11 protein-coding genes and 4 tRNA genes are annotated in these 15700 nt (G+C 59.9%); 12 read left to right on the top strand and 3 right to left on the bottom strand.

Annotated elements, in window-relative coordinates; all coding sequences use genetic code 11:
• Positions 1-241 precede the first annotated feature (241 nt).
• The 11 genes from ICA15_RS01835 to ICA15_RS01785 all read left to right on the top strand — a co-directional run bounded on the left by ICA15_RS01835 (position 242) and on the right by ICA15_RS01785 (position 8106).
• Positions 242-317: transfer RNA gene (locus ICA15_RS01835), tRNA-Ala, on the top strand.
• Positions 318-396: 79 nt separating this feature from the next.
• Positions 397-472, top strand: a tRNA-Glu gene (locus ICA15_RS01830).
• A gap of 56 nt (positions 473-528) precedes the next feature.
• Positions 529-604, top strand: a tRNA-Ala gene (locus tag ICA15_RS01825).
• Between the two features lie 81 nt (positions 605-685).
• Positions 686-761, top strand: a tRNA-Glu gene (locus tag ICA15_RS01820).
• A 182-nt stretch (positions 762-943) separates the two neighbouring features.
• Complete coding sequence (locus ICA15_RS01815) at positions 944-1483, top strand: TetR/AcrR family transcriptional regulator (protein ID WP_150594676.1); 540 nt, start codon at positions 944-946, stop codon at positions 1481-1483.
• 30 nt (positions 1484-1513) lie between these two features.
• Positions 1514-2347, top strand: a complete 834-nt coding sequence (locus ICA15_RS01810) for an alpha/beta fold hydrolase (RefSeq protein ID WP_042558594.1) — start codon at positions 1514-1516, stop codon at positions 2345-2347.
• Between the two features lie 47 nt (positions 2348-2394).
• Positions 2395-2838: an acyl-CoA thioesterase gene (locus ICA15_RS01805; RefSeq protein WP_210555590.1), complete on the top strand. Its 444-nt coding sequence runs from the start codon at positions 2395-2397 to the stop codon at positions 2836-2838.
• Between the two features lie 160 nt (positions 2839-2998).
• Positions 2999-3958, top strand: coding sequence for a tRNA dihydrouridine synthase (locus ICA15_RS01800; protein ID WP_210555591.1), 960 nt, complete (start codon positions 2999-3001; stop codon positions 3956-3958).
• A 121-nt stretch (positions 3959-4079) separates the two neighbouring features.
• Positions 4080-4526: an Hsp20 family protein gene (locus ICA15_RS01795; protein WP_210555592.1), complete on the top strand. Its 447-nt coding sequence runs from the start codon at positions 4080-4082 to the stop codon at positions 4524-4526.
• Positions 4527-4708: 182 nt separating this feature from the next.
• A complete protein-coding gene (locus tag ICA15_RS01790) occupies positions 4709-5404 on the top strand; it encodes a DUF1266 domain-containing protein (protein WP_042558598.1) in 696 nt (231 codons plus the stop codon).
• Positions 5401-8106 carry a J domain-containing protein gene (locus ICA15_RS01785; protein WP_210555593.1) on the top strand — a complete coding sequence of 902 codons (2706 nt, stop codon included), beginning with the start codon at positions 5401-5403 and terminating at the stop codon, positions 8104-8106. The genes ICA15_RS01790 and ICA15_RS01785 overlap by 4 nt, the downstream gene beginning before the upstream one ends.
• On the opposite strand, the gene ICA15_RS01780 is transcribed toward ICA15_RS01785, so the two are convergent.
• The 3 genes from ICA15_RS01780 to ICA15_RS01770 all read right to left on the bottom strand — a co-directional run bounded on the left by ICA15_RS01780 (position 8103) and on the right by ICA15_RS01770 (position 14119).
• Complete coding sequence (locus tag ICA15_RS01780; RefSeq protein WP_150616667.1) at positions 8103-9794, bottom strand: molecular chaperone HscC; 1692 nt, start codon at positions 9792-9794, stop codon at positions 8103-8105. The two genes, ICA15_RS01785 and ICA15_RS01780, sit on opposite strands and share 4 nt — an antisense overlap.
• Positions 9795-9880: 86 nt before the next feature.
• Positions 9881-13159 carry a PAS domain S-box protein gene (locus ICA15_RS01775; RefSeq protein ID WP_210555594.1) on the bottom strand — a complete coding sequence of 1093 codons (3279 nt, stop codon included), beginning with the start codon at positions 13157-13159 and terminating at the stop codon, positions 9881-9883.
• A 69-nt stretch (positions 13160-13228) separates the two neighbouring features.
• Positions 13229-14119 carry a LysR family transcriptional regulator gene (locus ICA15_RS01770; RefSeq protein WP_047300450.1) on the bottom strand — a complete coding sequence of 297 codons (891 nt, stop codon included), beginning with the start codon at positions 14117-14119 and terminating at the stop codon, positions 13229-13231.
• A gap of 148 nt (positions 14120-14267) precedes the next feature.
• Here ICA15_RS01770 and leuC point away from each other — a divergent pair, with 148 nt between their 5' ends.
• A complete protein-coding gene (gene leuC, locus ICA15_RS01765; RefSeq protein ID WP_150601433.1) occupies positions 14268-15698 on the top strand; it encodes a 3-isopropylmalate dehydratase large subunit in 1431 nt (476 codons plus the stop codon).
• Positions 15699-15700 lie beyond the last annotated feature (2 nt).

The following is a 15700-nucleotide window of genomic DNA, read 5'->3' as shown; positions in this document are numbered from 1 at the left end:
GTAGGGGCTGCGGCACGCTGCAATCTTTTGACGTTGGTTTTTAAAAACAGGATCGAAAGATCGCAGCCTTCGGCAGCTCCTACAGTCTGCGTAGGTTGTAAACCTCCCGAATTTACGGGGGGAGGGCGGTAAGTGATTGTTATGTCGGCAAAAAACTTTGAAATATTTTAAAAATAAGTTTGACAGCCCTCCGAAGCGCCATTAAGATTCGCCCCGTCCTCAGCGATGACATCAACGATGAGGGGCTTTAGCTCAGCTGGGAGAGCGCCTGCATGGCATGCAGGAGGTCAGCGGTTCGATCCCGCTAAGCTCCACCAATTTACACTTCAAGGTCTGGCCACACCGGCCTTGAAGCGATCAACACTCAGCGTTGATCAGTTGTATAGAAGGGTTTGCGTCCCCTTCGTCTAGTGGCCTAGGACACCGCCCTTTCACGGCGGTAACAGGGGTTCGAGTCCCCTAGGGGACGCCAGTTTTACAGAAGTGATGTTGCTGCAAGATGTCACTCCGCCGCGAGGCGAAAAATCCGGGGCTTTAGCTCAGCTGGGAGAGCGCCTGCATGGCATGCAGGAGGTCAGCGGTTCGATCCCGCTAAGCTCCACCAATTTTACAAGTTCAAGGTCTGGCCACACCGGCCTTGAATCGATCAGCTCTCAGCACTGATCAGTTGTATAGAAGGGTTTGTGTCCCCTTCGTCTAGTGGCCTAGGACACCGCCCTTTCACGGCGGTAACAGGGGTTCGAGTCCCCTAGGGGACGCCACGATTACCCGCTCTGCGGGATTTTATAAGGGTCATTCAATTATTGAATGGCCCTTTTGTTTGTCTGGCGTTTGGCCAACTCTCCTTTTTCCTTACACTGTGCTTCAGACCAGCGGTCATATCCTTGACTTGCAGAATATTATTATGCGAATAATATTCTAGTCGTAATATTCGGAGGCAACGATGAACGATAAAAAAGCTCAAACCCGCGAACGCATCCTCAAGGCTGCCAGCGCCGCACTGATCCAGCGCGGCCCGGCAGACCCAAGCGTGGGCGAGGTGATGGGCGCAGCCGGCCTGACCGTCGGTGGCTTCTATGCGCACTTCGAAAGCAAGGACGCGATGATGCTCGAAGCGTTCAAGCAGTTGCTGGGTCGGCGTCGCGACCTGATTGCCGACATGGACACCGAATTGACTGGCGAAGAACGCCGCGCGCTGGTCGCTGCGTTCTACCTGTCGCGCAAGCACCGCGATTCCAGCGAATCGGCCTGTCCGATTCCTGCCTCCATTGGCGAACTGGGCCGTTTGCCGGAGTCGTTCCGCATCGCGCTGAACGAGCACCTGGAATTGATGATTGCGCAGTTGGCGTCCAGCCCTGAGGACACCGACAAAGCCTTGGCCGACGTGGCCTTGATGGTGGGTGGGCTGGCACTCGCAAGAGCGCTCGGCCCCGGAGACTTATCTGATCGATTGCTGCGCGCTGCCAAGTCGGCGGTGCGTTGACCTGAAGGCAGCACGCCTGAGGAGAGAGCGATGAACACGTTGAAGTGGGTTCGTGGCGTTAATGGCACCTTGGGCTGGATTGCACCGCAACGAGTGGCGAGCAAAATGCGCCTGGCGTTCATGACGCCGCGCGCGCTGCCGCTGCGCGATTGGGAGTTGCCGCTGCTGGCCAATTCCGAACGGATCACTTTGCGCTTCGGCCTCTCCGCACTGCGCTGGGGGCACGGTCCGACGGTGTTGCTGATGCACGGTTGGGAAGGGCGACCCACTCAATTTGCTGCACTGATCACCGCACTGGTCGACGCTGGTTATACGGTGGTTGCACTCGACGGCCCGGCCCACGGTCGGTCGCCGGGGCGTGAGGCCAACGTTGTGTTGTTTGCCCGCGCCATGCTTGAAGCTGCTGCCGAACTGCCGCCCTTGCAAGCTGTTATCGGTCACTCCATGGGCGGCGCCAGTGCGATGCTCGCCGTGCAATTGGGCCTGCGTACCGAAACCCTCGTCAGCATCGCCGCCCCTGCGCGCATTCTTGGCGTGCTGCGCGGTTTTGCCCGCTACGTGGGAATGCCGCCCCGAGCGCGTTCCGCCTTCATTCGCCAGGTTGAGCAAGATGTCGGCATGCGTGCCGCCACCCTTGACGTCGCGCACTATCAACTGGATATGCCCGGGCTGATCGTGCATGCCGAGGACGACAATTTTGTCTCGGTCAAGGAATCGCAATTGATCCACGAATCCTGGTTCGACAGCCGCTTGTTGCGCCTCGAGAGCGGTGGTCATCAGCGCGTGCTGGCCGACCCTCGGGTGATTGATGGTGTGTTATCACTGCTGACCGGCCGCAGCCTTCAGGCGCGCCAATCGGCGTGAGCATCCGTTACACTGCCCCGGTTGAATAATCTGACCGGGAGTGGGGCATGGGCTGGGATCGGGCGACGCCGTTTACCATTGATCTGCAAGTGGGCGCCGAAGACATCGACGGGCTGGGGCACGCCAACAACGCAGTGTACGTGACCTGGCTCGAACGCTGCGCCTGGCGCCACTCGCAGCGTCTGGGGCTGGATCTGGTCGAGTACCGGCGGCTGGATCGAGCAATGGCCGTGGTGCGCCACGAGATCGATTACCTGGCGGCGGCCTATGAAGGCGACGAACTGCAATTGGCGACCTGGATCGTCGATTGGGATCAACGTCTGAAAATGACCCGGCATTTCCAGCTGATCCGCCCAAGCGACCAGACCACGCTGCTGCGCGCCCAGACCACATTCGTCTGCATCGAACTGTCCACCGGCAAGCCCAAGCGCATGCCGGCGGAGTTCATCGAAGGCTATGGCCCGGCGATCCAAACCCCAGAATCAGCGTAAATCCCTGTAGAAGCTGCCGAAGGCTGCGATCTTTTGATCTTGTCTTTAAAAACCAACATCAAAAGATCGCAGCCTTCGGCAGCTCCTACAGGTGGTCGTGGGTTTAACCTGCGCAATCCAGTAAACTGCCGCACGTTTTTCCTCAAGTAGTGTTTTCCCCATGCAAATTGCTCTGGCGCCCATGGAGGGGTTGGTCGACGACATCCTTCGCGACGTGCTGACCCGTGTTGGCGGCATCGACTGGTGCGTGACCGAATTTATTCGCGTCAATGACCAGTTGCTCACCCCAGCCTACTTTCACAAGTTCGGCCCGGAACTGCTCAACGGTGCCCGCACCGCGTCCGGTGTGCCGTTGCGTGTGCAACTGCTGGGTTCTGACCCGGTGTGTCTGGCGGAAAACGCTGCGTTGGCTTGCGAACTCGGCTCCGAAGTGATCGACCTCAACTTCGGCTGCCCGGCCAAAACAGTCAATAAATCCCGTGGCGGTGCGGTGCTGCTTAAAGAGCCCGAGTTGCTCAATCAGATCGTCGAGCACGTGCGTCGCGCCGTACCTGCGCACATTCCCGTCACGGCCAAGATGCGTCTGGGCTTCGACAGCCCGGATGGCTCGCTGGTCTGTGCCACGGCGCTGGCCGAAGGCGGTGCCGAGCACATCGTGGTTCACGCCCGGACCAAAATGGACGGTTACAAACCCCCTGCGCACTGGGAATGGATCCCGCGCGTGCAGGAAGTGGTCAAGGTGCCGGTGTTCGCCAACGGTGATATCTGGAGCGTCGAGGACTGGCGTCGTTGCCGCGAAATCAGCGGCGTGGAAGACATCATGCTTGGTCGCGGCCTGGTTTCGAGGCCGGATCTGGCCAGGCAAATCGCCGCTGCACGCGCCGGTGAGGAAGTGGTCGAGATGACCTGGGCCGAGCTGCTGCCTCTGATCCAGGATTTCTGGCTGCAAGCCAAAGCGCAGATGACCGCGCGTCAATCGCCGGGCCGTTTGAAGCAGTGGCTGGCCATGTTGACGCGCAATTACCCTGAAGCGACCGAGCTGTTTACCGTGCTGCGCCGTGAGACGGAACCGGATCACGTCTCGCGTTTGTTGGGTTTGCCAGTCGCCGAAGTGGCCTGAAAAAAATCTGCAAATACTCTCTTGAAATCAAATCAGCGGTCCCTATCTAAGGGTTACGCGATGCCGAATTCGGGTCGCGGAGATAAAAAACCTTGCTGATTGTTTTCAGGAGATTTGAACCATGAGTACTGCATTTTCCCTCGCGCCACTGTTCCGTTCCTCGGTGGGTTTCGACCGCTTCAACGACCTGTTCGAAACGGCCCTGCGCAACGAGCCAGGCAGCAGCTATCCACCCTACAACGTGGAAAAACACGGTGACGATCAATACCGCATCGTCGTAGCCGCGGCCGGTTTCCAGGAAGAAGACCTGGAGCTGCAAGTCGAGAAGGGCGTGTTGACCGTCAGTGGCGGCAAGCGTGATGCCAACGAAGGCGTGACGTTCCTGCATCAGGGCATTGCCCAGCGTGCTTTCAAGCTGTCCTTCCGTCTGGCCGATCACATCGAGATCAAGGCTGCCGATCTGAGCAACGGTCTGCTGAGCATCGACCTGTTGCGGGTGATCCCGGAAGAAGCGAAGGCCAAACGCATCCCGATCAACGGGACGCAAAAACCGGTTCTGCAGCACTGATTCACGCGCAGACACACAAGCGTCTGAACAAACATTGAGCCGCTGAATGAAGGCCCCGATACGTCGGGGCCTTTTTTGTGCGCGCTGAAAACCGGCTTTGCCGCCCGGCGGCGGTTTCTCTACAATCCGCCGCAGTTTTGCCGACCTCCTATTACTCACTCGGTCGGCCTGGAGCCTTTTTCATGGATGAGATTCAACAGCGTTGGCTGTGTGCCCTGTCTGCACCGATGGCGGCGCTCAATCCTGGAGCCGGGTACGACGATCCGGCTTTCTGCGACGACAACTACATCGATCTTAAAGACAGCTGGGGCATCGACAACCGGCAGCAGTTGTTCGACATGATCGAGCGTATGGCCGATGACGGCCATGCCACGCACCTCGAAGCGGCTTATCGGGCGTGGCAGCGTTGTCTGCCGGGTGAGTGGCAGGCATTGCTTGAGCGCCTCGAACCGCGAGAGCGCATCCTGCATGAGTTTGCCAGTCGCACGTTTGGCAGTTGCGGGCCGGGTGGGATCTTGTCCTGGGACTACGGGCGGATGGGGTTTCTCTTGCGTTGCGCCGTGCGCAACCAGTGGATCGATCTGGTAGAAAGCAATTGGTTGCATGGTCGTCTGGCCGTCAGAGCGCAATACCATTACGGCAGCTGGATGGCTTACTTCAATGGCTTCCTTGTCGGCCGTTCCTTCTGGTGTTGCTTAAGTAAAAGTGACGATGAGCTGGCGTTTGAACTGGATCGACAAGGGCAGAGTTCGCATAACCTGCTGATTGCCCGTGGGCTCGACCGGAACATCCCGCAGTTCCTCGCGGACTTGCCTTGGCAGATGGCGCTTGATCTGTCGCAACGTCCCGAATCGCTCAAGGAGTTCGACTGGTCATGAGTTGCTGGATCCGCTTGGGCATCGAGCCCACCACCGACGAAACCCTCATTCGCAACGCCTACCGCACACGCCTGCCGGAACATCACCCGGAGACCGATCCCGAAGGTTTTCAGGCGCTGCGCATGGCCTACGAAAAAGCGCTGCGTCTGGCGCGCGAAGGCGATGAAGAAGAATCAGAAGAATTCGAGGAATACGCAGAGCCGGAACAGACAATCATCGAGGTGCCGCAGGCCTTCGTCGATTTCTGCGAGTTGCTTGACGATCCTCTACGGCGCTTCGACTTTGCAGCGTGGCAGGCGTTTATCCGAGGGCTGGATCAACTGCCGCTCGAGTCTCTCGATGACCTCAGTTGGGGCTTGTACCATCGGCTGGCTGACGCCGGGCCGCTGTCCTATCGTTGCGCGAACCTGTTGGCCGAGCGCATGGCCTGGGACCAGCAGTTGCTGGATCTGTCGTTCGACGACGCAGAGCGTGTCGAAGCATTTCTGCAACGGATCAAGGCGGGTGATCCGTTCGATACGGATCTGATGAGCGCCTGGTCAGAAGCCGCGCAGACCGAATCCCTGTGGTACGCGCGCAGTCTGGATTTCATCTTCTCTCAGCGTCCGCTCCATGAGTTCGCCGACTTTGCCAGTCGGCACACCTGCCTGCCGTTGCCGAACGATGAAATGTACATCAAGCGGCTGGTGACGCAGTTCACTCAGGCGGGCATGGGTGGTGCAGGGTGGCTGCAGTGCTGCGAAGAGCAGCAGGGCAAACATCCTGAGGATGTCGATTGGCTCTACCTGCTCGCCTGCCAAAGCACTCTACTGGGCCTGGACGATCAGGCGTGGCCGTGCTGGATCCGGCTCTGGCAGGAGCATCGTCATCCGAAGGCTGAAAGCCACTTGATGGCAATGTGCGCAGAACGTCAGCCTGACTTTCTGCCGCTGCTGATTCAGGCATTTGATCGAGCGCAGGTTTTCAGTGACTGGTCCCGCGAGCTCGACCATGTCAGTCAGCAATATGGCAGCCCTTCACAAAGACCGGAAACCCTGGCGCGATGGCTGGGGATTGGCGGCCTCGAACTTCAGGGCCTGGCCAAGGCCTTCGTCGACTGGCGCATGGCCGACGATGAACTGCCGTTGCTGGCACTGTTGCTTGGCAACCATGACGACCCAAGGTTGCAGCGCCTCTATCGACATGCCTGGGTACTGCATCGCGGTGACGTGCCGCTGTTACAGCAAATGCTCGACGAACCGTTTTCGGTGGATGCCCTTGAGGCGTTGGTGCTGAGCGGATTCAAGCAACAGGCCGAGCAGCATGTGCGTTGGTTGACGCAAGCACCGATTCCGTTGGCGATGAGTGCCTACACCGATGCGAACGCGGTTTTGCCACAACTGCCCGAAGCCCTGAAAGAAGGTTTTGCGCACAGCCTCTGCCGACTCTGGTTACGCAGATTGCGTCCTTACAGTCGCACCGCGCTTGAGCGCATTGCCGAAGATTTCAAACTGAACGATGCGCGCGCCACCCTCGATTTGTCAGAGCTGGCGCTGCTGCTGCAACTGAGTCAGGGCGATGTAGAGTTGCCGTCGCCGGGGGCGGCTGAGGCGCTGTGGCAATGGCACGCTCAAACGCTGTTTCTGTTGGTGTTGCTGGGGCAAGCCGAGCGTTGGTTGCCATTGATCGACGTGCGACTGCTGGAGCAACTGCCTTACAACCCGGCCCATCCGCTCAGCCGGTTGCAGCCGTTGTTGCAGCGCTTGTTGCGTGAACAGGGTAACTGCGAGGGCTTGCTTGGCCTGCTGCAAACGGCGGACCCGGTGCATGCGCTGCTGGCCCGGCAAATGTGCGGTGTGCAGGAAGCACTCGCCAGCCTGCGACTGTTGAGCAACGACCGCCTGTTCGAATGCATGCGCAGCGATTTGAGTGCATTTGACGACGATCTGCTGGGGCGGATGCTATTGACGGCCGTGCTCTATCACTGCGGATTGTTCGACGCCAAACAGCGGCGCTTCCTGCTCGACAGAATGACCGAAGTCGTCAATCCCCAGGATTGGTTCGACGGTTTCCGCCACAGTCTGATCAAAGGCGAGCCAACGCGCCCACCACGCGAGGCTCTGGAAGACGAGGGCGTTAACGACATCGATGGGTTTTACCTGGCGCTCGACGTGCTCAAGGACCTGGTGCTTTACGGCAATGCCGGCGTGCCGCGCCAGAAAACCCTGATGCGCCTGCAACGCGCCAAGGACGATACGCAGAACGGGCTCGGTTTACGGTTTGCCTTCAGCGCATTGCTGTCGTGGTCGGAGCGCTTGTTGTTGGCCAAGGCCGACACACGTCCAGTTGCCGCCACGGCGTTCTGGCGTCTGGGCACACGGCTGGGGCGTGAGGCATTTATCGGTCAAGTGATCGGTATCGTGTTGCTGACGCCGCTGCTGGCATTGTTCAGCGGCTCAATGACTTCGGCCTTCGTTGTGTTGGCCGTGGCGCTGCTGCTGTTGCTCAGCGCCATGCTGCGGCGCCTGCACGACATGGGCCGCGGCGTCGCGACCTTTCTGGTGCTCGCGGGGCTGACACCGGTTTTGCCGTTTCTGCCGCTGGTGCTGTTCGGTTTTCCTGGCGAGAAGCTGCCCAATCGCTACGGCGTGCCACCGGAAAGTTTCCGTGAGGATCCTTTGTCCGGTGGGTTGCAGGCAGCGTTGCGCCGGCTCATTGGCTAGAGGCGCAACTCATCCAGCGCGCTGTTGAGCTGTGAGCGGTGGCTGGCGATCTCTGACGATTGCTGGCCGCCGAGCACGGTGGTGAAGCTGTGCAGCCATTCGGCAATGCGCTCGCGTTCCGTCCCCAGGCTCTGCATCCATGCGCGCTCCAGGCGTGCCAGCAGCGTGCGGTTGGGTAATGCATCGCGCGGGTGAACCTTGAGCGCGGCGAGCCGCTCATGACTGTTTTGTCGGGCTTGTTCATCAAGTCCGGTGGGGCTGCGGTCGATGCTGTGACTGTACCGTGCACCTGTTTCCAGCAGGGTGACGTCAACTTCGAGCAAGCCATTGATGTCGTAGCTGAAACGCACATCCAGTTGCTGGATGTGCTCGGTGGGCATCAGCGTGACATCGAAAGCGTCGATAAGAATGTTGTCGCGTACCCATGGACGTTCGCCCTGATACACCGCAATGCGGATTTTTTCCTGCCGCGGATGCGTCGTGTAATAGCGCTCCACCCGGGACGTTGGAATGATGGTGTTGCGCTCGATGATGGGCGAGAAGGCGCCTTCGATCCCCTTGCCGCGCATGGTCTCGATACCCAATGTGTAAGGGCAGACGTCCGTCAGGATCAGCTCTTCCACCGCACCGTCGCGCGCCTTGCACGCCGCTTGCGTCGCCGCGCCGAGCGCGACAATGGTGTCGGGATCCAGATGACGATAAGGCAGGCGCCCGAACAGCGTGGCGACCATCTGCTGCACCGCCGGCATTCGCGTGGCACCGCCTACCAATACCAGGCTGTCGAGATCACGCGGTTTGAGCCGGGCATCGCGCAGGGCTTGTTCGATCGGTGCGCGCAAACGGCCGAGCAGTGGCTCCCAGATCTTCACCGCAGCGGCTTCATCCAGCGACCATTCAAATGTCTTGTCGGCGTGGCGCCAGCTCAAATGCTGCGTGCCTTCACCGAGTTTGCACTTGAGCTGCTCCAGCGCGTCACCGAGGCTGGCCATGCCTTGCGCATCGACCATTGACGGGGTCAATTGCCAGGCCTTGAGGCAGGCCTGCAACAGCGCGGCGGTGAAGTCTTCGCCGCCGAGGAAGTTGTCGCCGGTGGACGCATGCACTTCGATCAGCGGCAGCGCATATTCCAGCACCGTGACATCGAAGGTGCCGCCGCCCAGATCGAAAATCAGCGTGCGTTCGAACTTCTGCTCATGCAGCCCATAGGCCATGGCGGCAGCGGTCGGCTCGTTGATCAGGCGCGTCACGGACAAACCAGCCAGCTCGGCGGCAAACAGCGTGCGTTTGCGTTGTTCGTCACTGAAATACGCCGGTACGGAAATCACTGCCTCGGATACCGGGTGGCCGAGAAAGGCTTCGGCGTCCTGCTTGAGTGAGCCGAGCACCAGTGCCGACAATTCTTCGGGGCTGAATTGACGACTGCCGAGTTCAATCTGCTTGTCGCTGCCCATGAAACGCTTGAAAGCAGCGGCGCTGCGTTCCGGGTGCGTAGTCAGTCGGGCGCGCGCGGCTTTGCCGACCAGAATCGTGTCGTCTTCATCGAGGCTGACCACCGACGGCGTCAGCACGTCGCCGAGGGCGTTGGGAATCAACCGGGCCTGACCGTCCTGCCAGACGGCGATAAGACTGTTGGTGGTGCCAAGGTCGATGCCCAGCAGGGCCGGGCGGGGGAGGGTTGCATCCTGCATGATTGATCTCGAAACGGCGCAAAAAACGCGACCCTACAGGTTGCCGCCAACACTGGCAATTGTTGGCCTGGTGCAAGCTGAGCGCGTTATGCCAGCAGCTTTTTCAAGCCCTCCAGCGGCAATGGCCGACTGTGCAGATAACCCTGATACAAATGGCAGCCCAAGCCCTGCAAAAACGCAAGCTGCTCCGGGGTTTCCACGCCTTCGGCAATCACTTCGAGTTCCAGGCTGCGAGCCATCGCGACGATGGCGCGAATGATCTCTGCGTCGTTCGGGTCAGTGGTCGCATCGCGGATGAACGACTGGTCGATTTTCAACGTATCAACCGGCAAGCGCTTGAGGTAAGTCAGCGATGAATAACCGGTACCAAAGTCGTCCATGGCGAAACTCACACCGAGCTTTTTCAGGCGGCGCATCTTGCTGATGGTGTCCTCCAGGTTCTGGATGACGATGCCTTCGGTGATCTCCAGTTTCAGCAGCGAGCACGGCAGGCCGTGGCTGACCATGCTGTGTTCGATACGCTCGACGAAGTCGTTCTGGCGAAACTGTCGCGGGCTGATGTTGACGCACAAGCTGAAATTGAGCGGGTCGACCAGTTTCAGGGCGATCAGTTGTTTGAACGCCGCACAGGCTTCATCGAGTATCCAGGTGCCGACTTCCAGAATCAGACCGCTGTCTTCCAGAACCTTGATGAACTCGGTCGGTGACTGTGCGCCGAGTTTCGGGTGGTTCCAGCGCACCAGGGCTTCGGCGCCGATGATGCGGTTGTCCTGCGCGTCGATTTGCGGCTGGAAATGCACCCTGAATTCGCCGCGCGACAGCGCCAGGCGCAAGTCGGTCTCCATGCGCAGGCGTTCGCTGGCCGCTTTCTGCATGGTGTTGTGATACATCTGCGTGGTGTTGCGCCCGGAATCCTTGGCTCGGTACAGGGCAATGTCGGCACGCTTGAGCAGGTCGGTCGGGGTCGAGCCGTGATCCGGAATAAGCGCCACGCCAATGCTCGGTGTCACTTGCAGGCGCTGGCCGTCGAGGAACATCGGCTCCGACAGCAGTTCACGCAGGGTGTCGGCCAGTTCGCGTACCTGCAAGCTGACTTCATTGCGCGTGCCCTCCAGGCCGCTGAGCAACACCACGAATTCATCGCCGCCCAGGCGCGCCACCGTATCCTCCATGCGCACGCTGGCTTCGAGCCGCGCCGTGATGATCTTCAGCACCGTGTCACCGACCGGATGGCCGAGTGAATCATTGATGTGCTTGAAGTGATCGAGATCGAGAAACAGCAAGGCACCGCGCAGGTTGTGGCGTTTGAGCAGGGCGATCTGCTGGCTCAGCCGATCCATCAACAACGCACGGTTGGGCAGGTTGGTCAGCGGATCGTGGTAAGCCAAATGACGGATTTGCGCTTCAGCGTTTTTCAACAGGCTGACGTCTCGGGCGGTCAGCAGCAGGCACGCCGTTTCATTGAGGGTGATCGGCTCCACCGAGACTTCCACCGTGAGGATTTCCCCGCGTTTGTTGCGCCCGAGCATTTCCTGGTGGTGCACGCGGCCCTTGATCTGCAGTTCGGCGAGCAGGGCCGAACGCTGTTTTTCCTCGGCCCAGATACCGACCTGATGCACGGTTTTACCCACCACTTCATCGGCGCGATAGCCGGTGAGGCGACAGAAACCGTCGTTGACCTCCAGATAGCGGCCGGTGTCGCGCTCGGTGATGGTGATGGCGTCAGGGCTGGAGTGAAACGCCTTGGCGAACTTCTCTTCGCTGGCTTTCAGGGCCGCTTCCGAGCGTTGTTGCTGAGTGATATCGCGCAATGTGGTGACGATGCACGGTTGATCGCCGACGCTGATTTGCCGACTGGAAATCACGCAGGTCAACGACTGGCCGTCCTTGTGCTGGACGATGATCGCGACATTGCTCAGGCCTTGTTCGCGGATCACCCGTTCGATGCGTTGCAGACTTTTCGCCGACGCGTCCCACAGGCCGATGTCTTCGGCGGTGCGGCCGATTACGTCGGCGGCGCTCCAGCCAAAGGTCTGGGTGAAACTGTTGTTGATTTCGATGAACTCGCCGCTGTCCTGACGGGTGACGCAGATCGGGTCGGGGCTGACCTGGAACAGCGTGGCGAATTTCTCTTCCGAGGCCACCAGGCGTTGTTCGCGTTCGACCTGATCGGTGATGTCGAGCAAAGTGCCGGCCATGCGCAACGGCGCGCCGTTGTCGTCGCGATAGAGGCGGGCGCGGCTTTCCAGATAACGTGAGCTGCCGTCGGGCAATTGCACGCGATACGTCAGTTGATAATTGCCCGCAGGGCCTTCGCGCAGACTGCGATAGGCGTCGCGCATGCTGTCGCGCTCCTCGCCGGGCACACCTTCGAAAAACTCGTCGAACGATTCATGGAAGGGTTTCGGGTCGAGTCCGTGCAATTGCGCGGCGCGTGCGGAGCCATAGAGCATGCCGCTGGGAATGTGCCAGTCCCAGGTGCCGAGCTGCGCCGAGTCCAGCGCCAGGTCGAGGCGTTCCTGACTGTCTTTCAAGGCGTGTTCCGCAGCTTTGCGCTCGGTGGTGTCGAGGAACGTGCTCAGCAGATAAGGCTGGCCTTCAAGTTCGACCTTTTGCGCGCTGAGAATGCCGTCATGGATCTGCCCGTTGCTGGCGCGAAACTGCACTTCCATGCTGATCAATTCGCCCTTGGCCTTGGTCTTCTTGACCAGTTCGCCGCGCTGCTCAGGGTGCACCCACAGGCCCAGTTCCAGAGTGGTGCGGCCAATCGCGCTTTGCACCGGCCAGCCGAACAGGCTTTCGAAATACTGGTTGGCTTCGCTGATCAGGCCGTCTTCCTGGCGGGTCAGCAGGACCATGTTCGGACACAGATGAAACAGCGTGGCGAAACGTTTCTCCGAGCTGCTCAGGGCTTGTTCGCGTTGCCGCTGGTGGGTGATTTCGCGAATCACCCCGATCATTCGGGGGCGGCCGTTTTTGTCTGGCAGCAGGCTGCCGTTGATCTCCAGCCAATGCAGGCTGCCGTCGGGCCAGCGGATGCGGTGATGCATCGCCTGTTCCAACGGGGCGCCGGCAATCACCGCGTGGAAGGCACGGACGGTTTTCGCCCGGTCTTCGGGCGGCAGCAAGTCGAGGTATTCGAGATCTGCCGGCAGCGGCTGGCGCGGATCGAAGCCGAACAATGCCTGCGTGCCCCGTGACCAACTGATCTGACCGCGCTCGATGTCCCAATACCAGGCGCCGAGCCGTGCGCCGTTGAGCGCTGCGAGCAATTGCGGCGCGCTCTCCCAGCTCTGCTCGGAATGTCGCGGGTCAATCGCTTGAATGCGCGGCATCGGCGGAATTCGGTCAACAGATTTCGGCATCGTTAACAGGCCTTGAGCGGGTGGTGGCATTTAGGCACAGAGACAGCGGCACTATAGGATTAGCACAAGTTAGCCCTGAGTCCCTGGCAGATCGATTTGTGCATCCAGCAAGGCCATAAACGCTCTTGCTGCATTCGATAGCGTCCGTTCGGTGTGCACGATATAGCCTAGCTGGCGACTGAGCTGTATGCCCGGCAATGCGATGCTTGCCACCTGTTCATCAAGCATGGTGCGCGGAAGTACGCTCCACGCCAGGCCGATGGAGACCATCATCTTGATGGTTTCCAGATAGTTGGTGCTCATCGCGATGTTCGGCGTCAGCCCTTGGGCCTCGAACAAACGTTGGACAATATGGTGTGTGAATGTGTTGCCGCCGGGGAAAACCGCCGGATGGCCGGCAATGTCCGCCAGACTGACGGCGCCGTTGCTGATCAGCGAATGCTCCGGGGCGACCACGAAATCCAGCGGGTCATCCCACACCGGCGTGGCTTTGACCAGCGTGTGCGGCTCGGGGGCAAGGGTGATGACCGCCAGTTCTGCACGGCCGTGGAGTATTTCTTCGTAGGCCACTTCCGAATCGAGAAACTGAATATCCAGCGCGACCTGGGGGTAGCAGCGGGTGAACTCCCTTAATAGCGGCGGCAAGCGGTGCAGGCCAATGTGATGACTGGTGGCCAATGTGAGGCGGCCGCTGACTTCGCCGGTCAGGTTGGTCAGTGCGCGGCGGGTGTCGTCCAGCACATTGAGAATCTGATAAGCGCGCGGCAGCAGGGCGCGGCCGGCCTCGGTCAGGCCGACTTCGCGACCCAGTCGATCGAACAGGCGCACCTTGAGTTGCTGCTCCAGACCGGCGATACGCTTGCTGATGGCCGGTTGCGTCAGGTGCAGCCGCTCACCGGCGCCGGAGAAACTGCCGGTCTCGGCGATGGCGATAAAAGCATTGAGGTTAGCCAGATCCATGGTGGTATTCCAGTTGGTTATCCAAAGCATAAAAAATATGAATTTGAGTTATTTAATCTAACCCCATAGGATCGACCTCACAAGCCAAAGGGTTATTGAATCTCTCAAATACCCAGGGCATAGAAACAAGCTGATGAGGAACCGTCTGATGGCCGGCAAAACGCTCTACGACAAGCTCTGGGATTCGCATTTGGTCAAGCAGCGCGACGATGGCTCTGCGCTGATCTACATCGATCGTCACATCATTCACGAAGTGACTTCGCCGCAAGCCTTTGAAGGTCTGCGTCTGGCCGGGCGCAAGCCTTGGCGCATCGATGCCAACATTGCGACCCCGGACCACAACGTACCGACGACCCCGGAGCGCAAGGGTGGCATCGAAGCCATTGCCGACCAGGTCTCGCGTTTGCAGGTCCAGACCCTCGATGACAACTGTGATGAATACGGCATCGTCGAGTTCAAGATGAACGACGTCCGCCAAGGCATCGTCCACGTGATCAGCCCGGAGCAGGGCGCGACCTTGCCGGGCATGACCGTGGTCTGCGGTGACTCGCACACCTCGACCCACGGCGCGTTCGGCGCGTTGGCTCACGGTATCGGCACTTCCGAGGTCGAGCACGTGCTGGCCACTCAGTGCCTGGTCGCCAAGAAAATGAAAAACATGCTGGTGTCCGTCGAAGGCCAATTGCCGTTCGGCGTGACCGCCAAGGACATCGTCCTCGCGGTGATCGGCAAGATCGGCACCGCCGGCGGTAACGGCCATGCCATCGAATTCGCCGGCAGCGCGATTCGCGATTTGTCCGTCGAAGGCCGCATGACCATCTGCAACATGTCCATCGAAGCCGGCGCCCGCGTGGGTTTGGTGGCGGCGGATCAAAAGACTGTCGATTACGTCAAGGGCCGTCCGTTCGCACCGAAAGGCGCCGAGTGGGAGATGGCGGTCGAGTCCTGGAAAGACCTGGTGTCCGACGCCGACGCCAAATTCGACACCGTGGTCGAACTCGACGCCTCGCAGATCAAGCCGCAAGTCAGCTGGGGCACTTCGCCGGAAATGGTCTTGGCCGTTGATCAGAACGTGCCGGACCCGGCTAAAGAGATGGATCTGGTCAAGCGCGACTCGATCGTCCGCGCCCTGAAATACATGGGTTTGACCGCCAATCAGGCGATCACCGACATTCAACTCGATCGCGTGTTCATCGGTTCCTGCACCAACTCGCGGATCGAAGATTTGCGCGCCGCCGCAGTGATTGCCAAGGGTCGCAAGGTGGCTTCGACCATCAAGCAAGCCATCGTCGTGCCGGGCTCGGGTCTGGTGAAGGCGCAGGCCGAGTCTGAAGGTCTGGACAAGATTTTCCTTGAGGCCGGTTTTGAATGGCGTGAGCCCGGTTGCTCGATGTGTCTGGCGATGAACCCGGATCGTTTGGAGTCCGGCGAGCATTGCGCCTCGACGTCCAACCGTAACTTCGAAGGCCGTCAGGGCGCCGGTGGCCGCACCCACCTCGTCAGCCCGGCCATGGCTGCTGCGGCGGCGGTGAACGGTCGTTTCATCGACGTTCGTGAATTGATTCAGGGAGCACAGTAACG

The organism is Pseudomonas sp. P116 (genome assembly GCF_020149425.1).
Taxonomy (GTDB): Bacteria; Pseudomonadota; Gammaproteobacteria; order Pseudomonadales; family Pseudomonadaceae; genus Aquipseudomonas; species Aquipseudomonas anatoliensis.
The sequence above is the reverse complement of the archived record's forward strand: the minus strand, read 5'-3'. Positions and strand labels throughout refer to the sequence as shown.

Coding starts and splice junctions, on each gene's coding strand:
- ICA15_RS01815 (WP_150594676.1), top strand. CDS start 944: ATGAACGATAAAAAAGCTCAAACCCGCGAACGCATCCTCAAGGCTGCC.
- ICA15_RS01810 (WP_042558594.1), top strand. CDS start 1,514: ATGAACACGTTGAAGTGGGTTCGTGGCGTTAATGGCACCTTGGGCTGG.
- ICA15_RS01805 (WP_210555590.1), top strand. CDS start 2,395: ATGGGCTGGGATCGGGCGACGCCGTTTACCATTGATCTGCAAGTGGGC.
- ICA15_RS01800 (WP_210555591.1), top strand. CDS start 2,999: ATGCAAATTGCTCTGGCGCCCATGGAGGGGTTGGTCGACGACATCCTT.
- ICA15_RS01795 (WP_210555592.1), top strand. CDS start 4,080: ATGAGTACTGCATTTTCCCTCGCGCCACTGTTCCGTTCCTCGGTGGGT.
- ICA15_RS01790 (WP_042558598.1), top strand. CDS start 4,709: ATGGATGAGATTCAACAGCGTTGGCTGTGTGCCCTGTCTGCACCGATG.
- ICA15_RS01785 (WP_210555593.1), top strand. CDS start 5,401: ATGAGTTGCTGGATCCGCTTGGGCATCGAGCCCACCACCGACGAAACC.
- ICA15_RS01780 (WP_150616667.1), bottom strand. CDS start 9,794: ATGCAGGATGCAACCCTCCCCCGCCCGGCCCTGCTGGGCATCGACCTT.
- ICA15_RS01775 (WP_210555594.1), bottom strand. CDS start 13,159: ATGCCGAAATCTGTTGACCGAATTCCGCCGATGCCGCGCATTCAAGCG.
- ICA15_RS01770 (WP_047300450.1), bottom strand. CDS start 14,119: ATGGATCTGGCTAACCTCAATGCTTTTATCGCCATCGCCGAGACCGGC.
- leuC (WP_150601433.1), top strand. CDS start 14,268: ATGGCCGGCAAAACGCTCTACGACAAGCTCTGGGATTCGCATTTGGTC.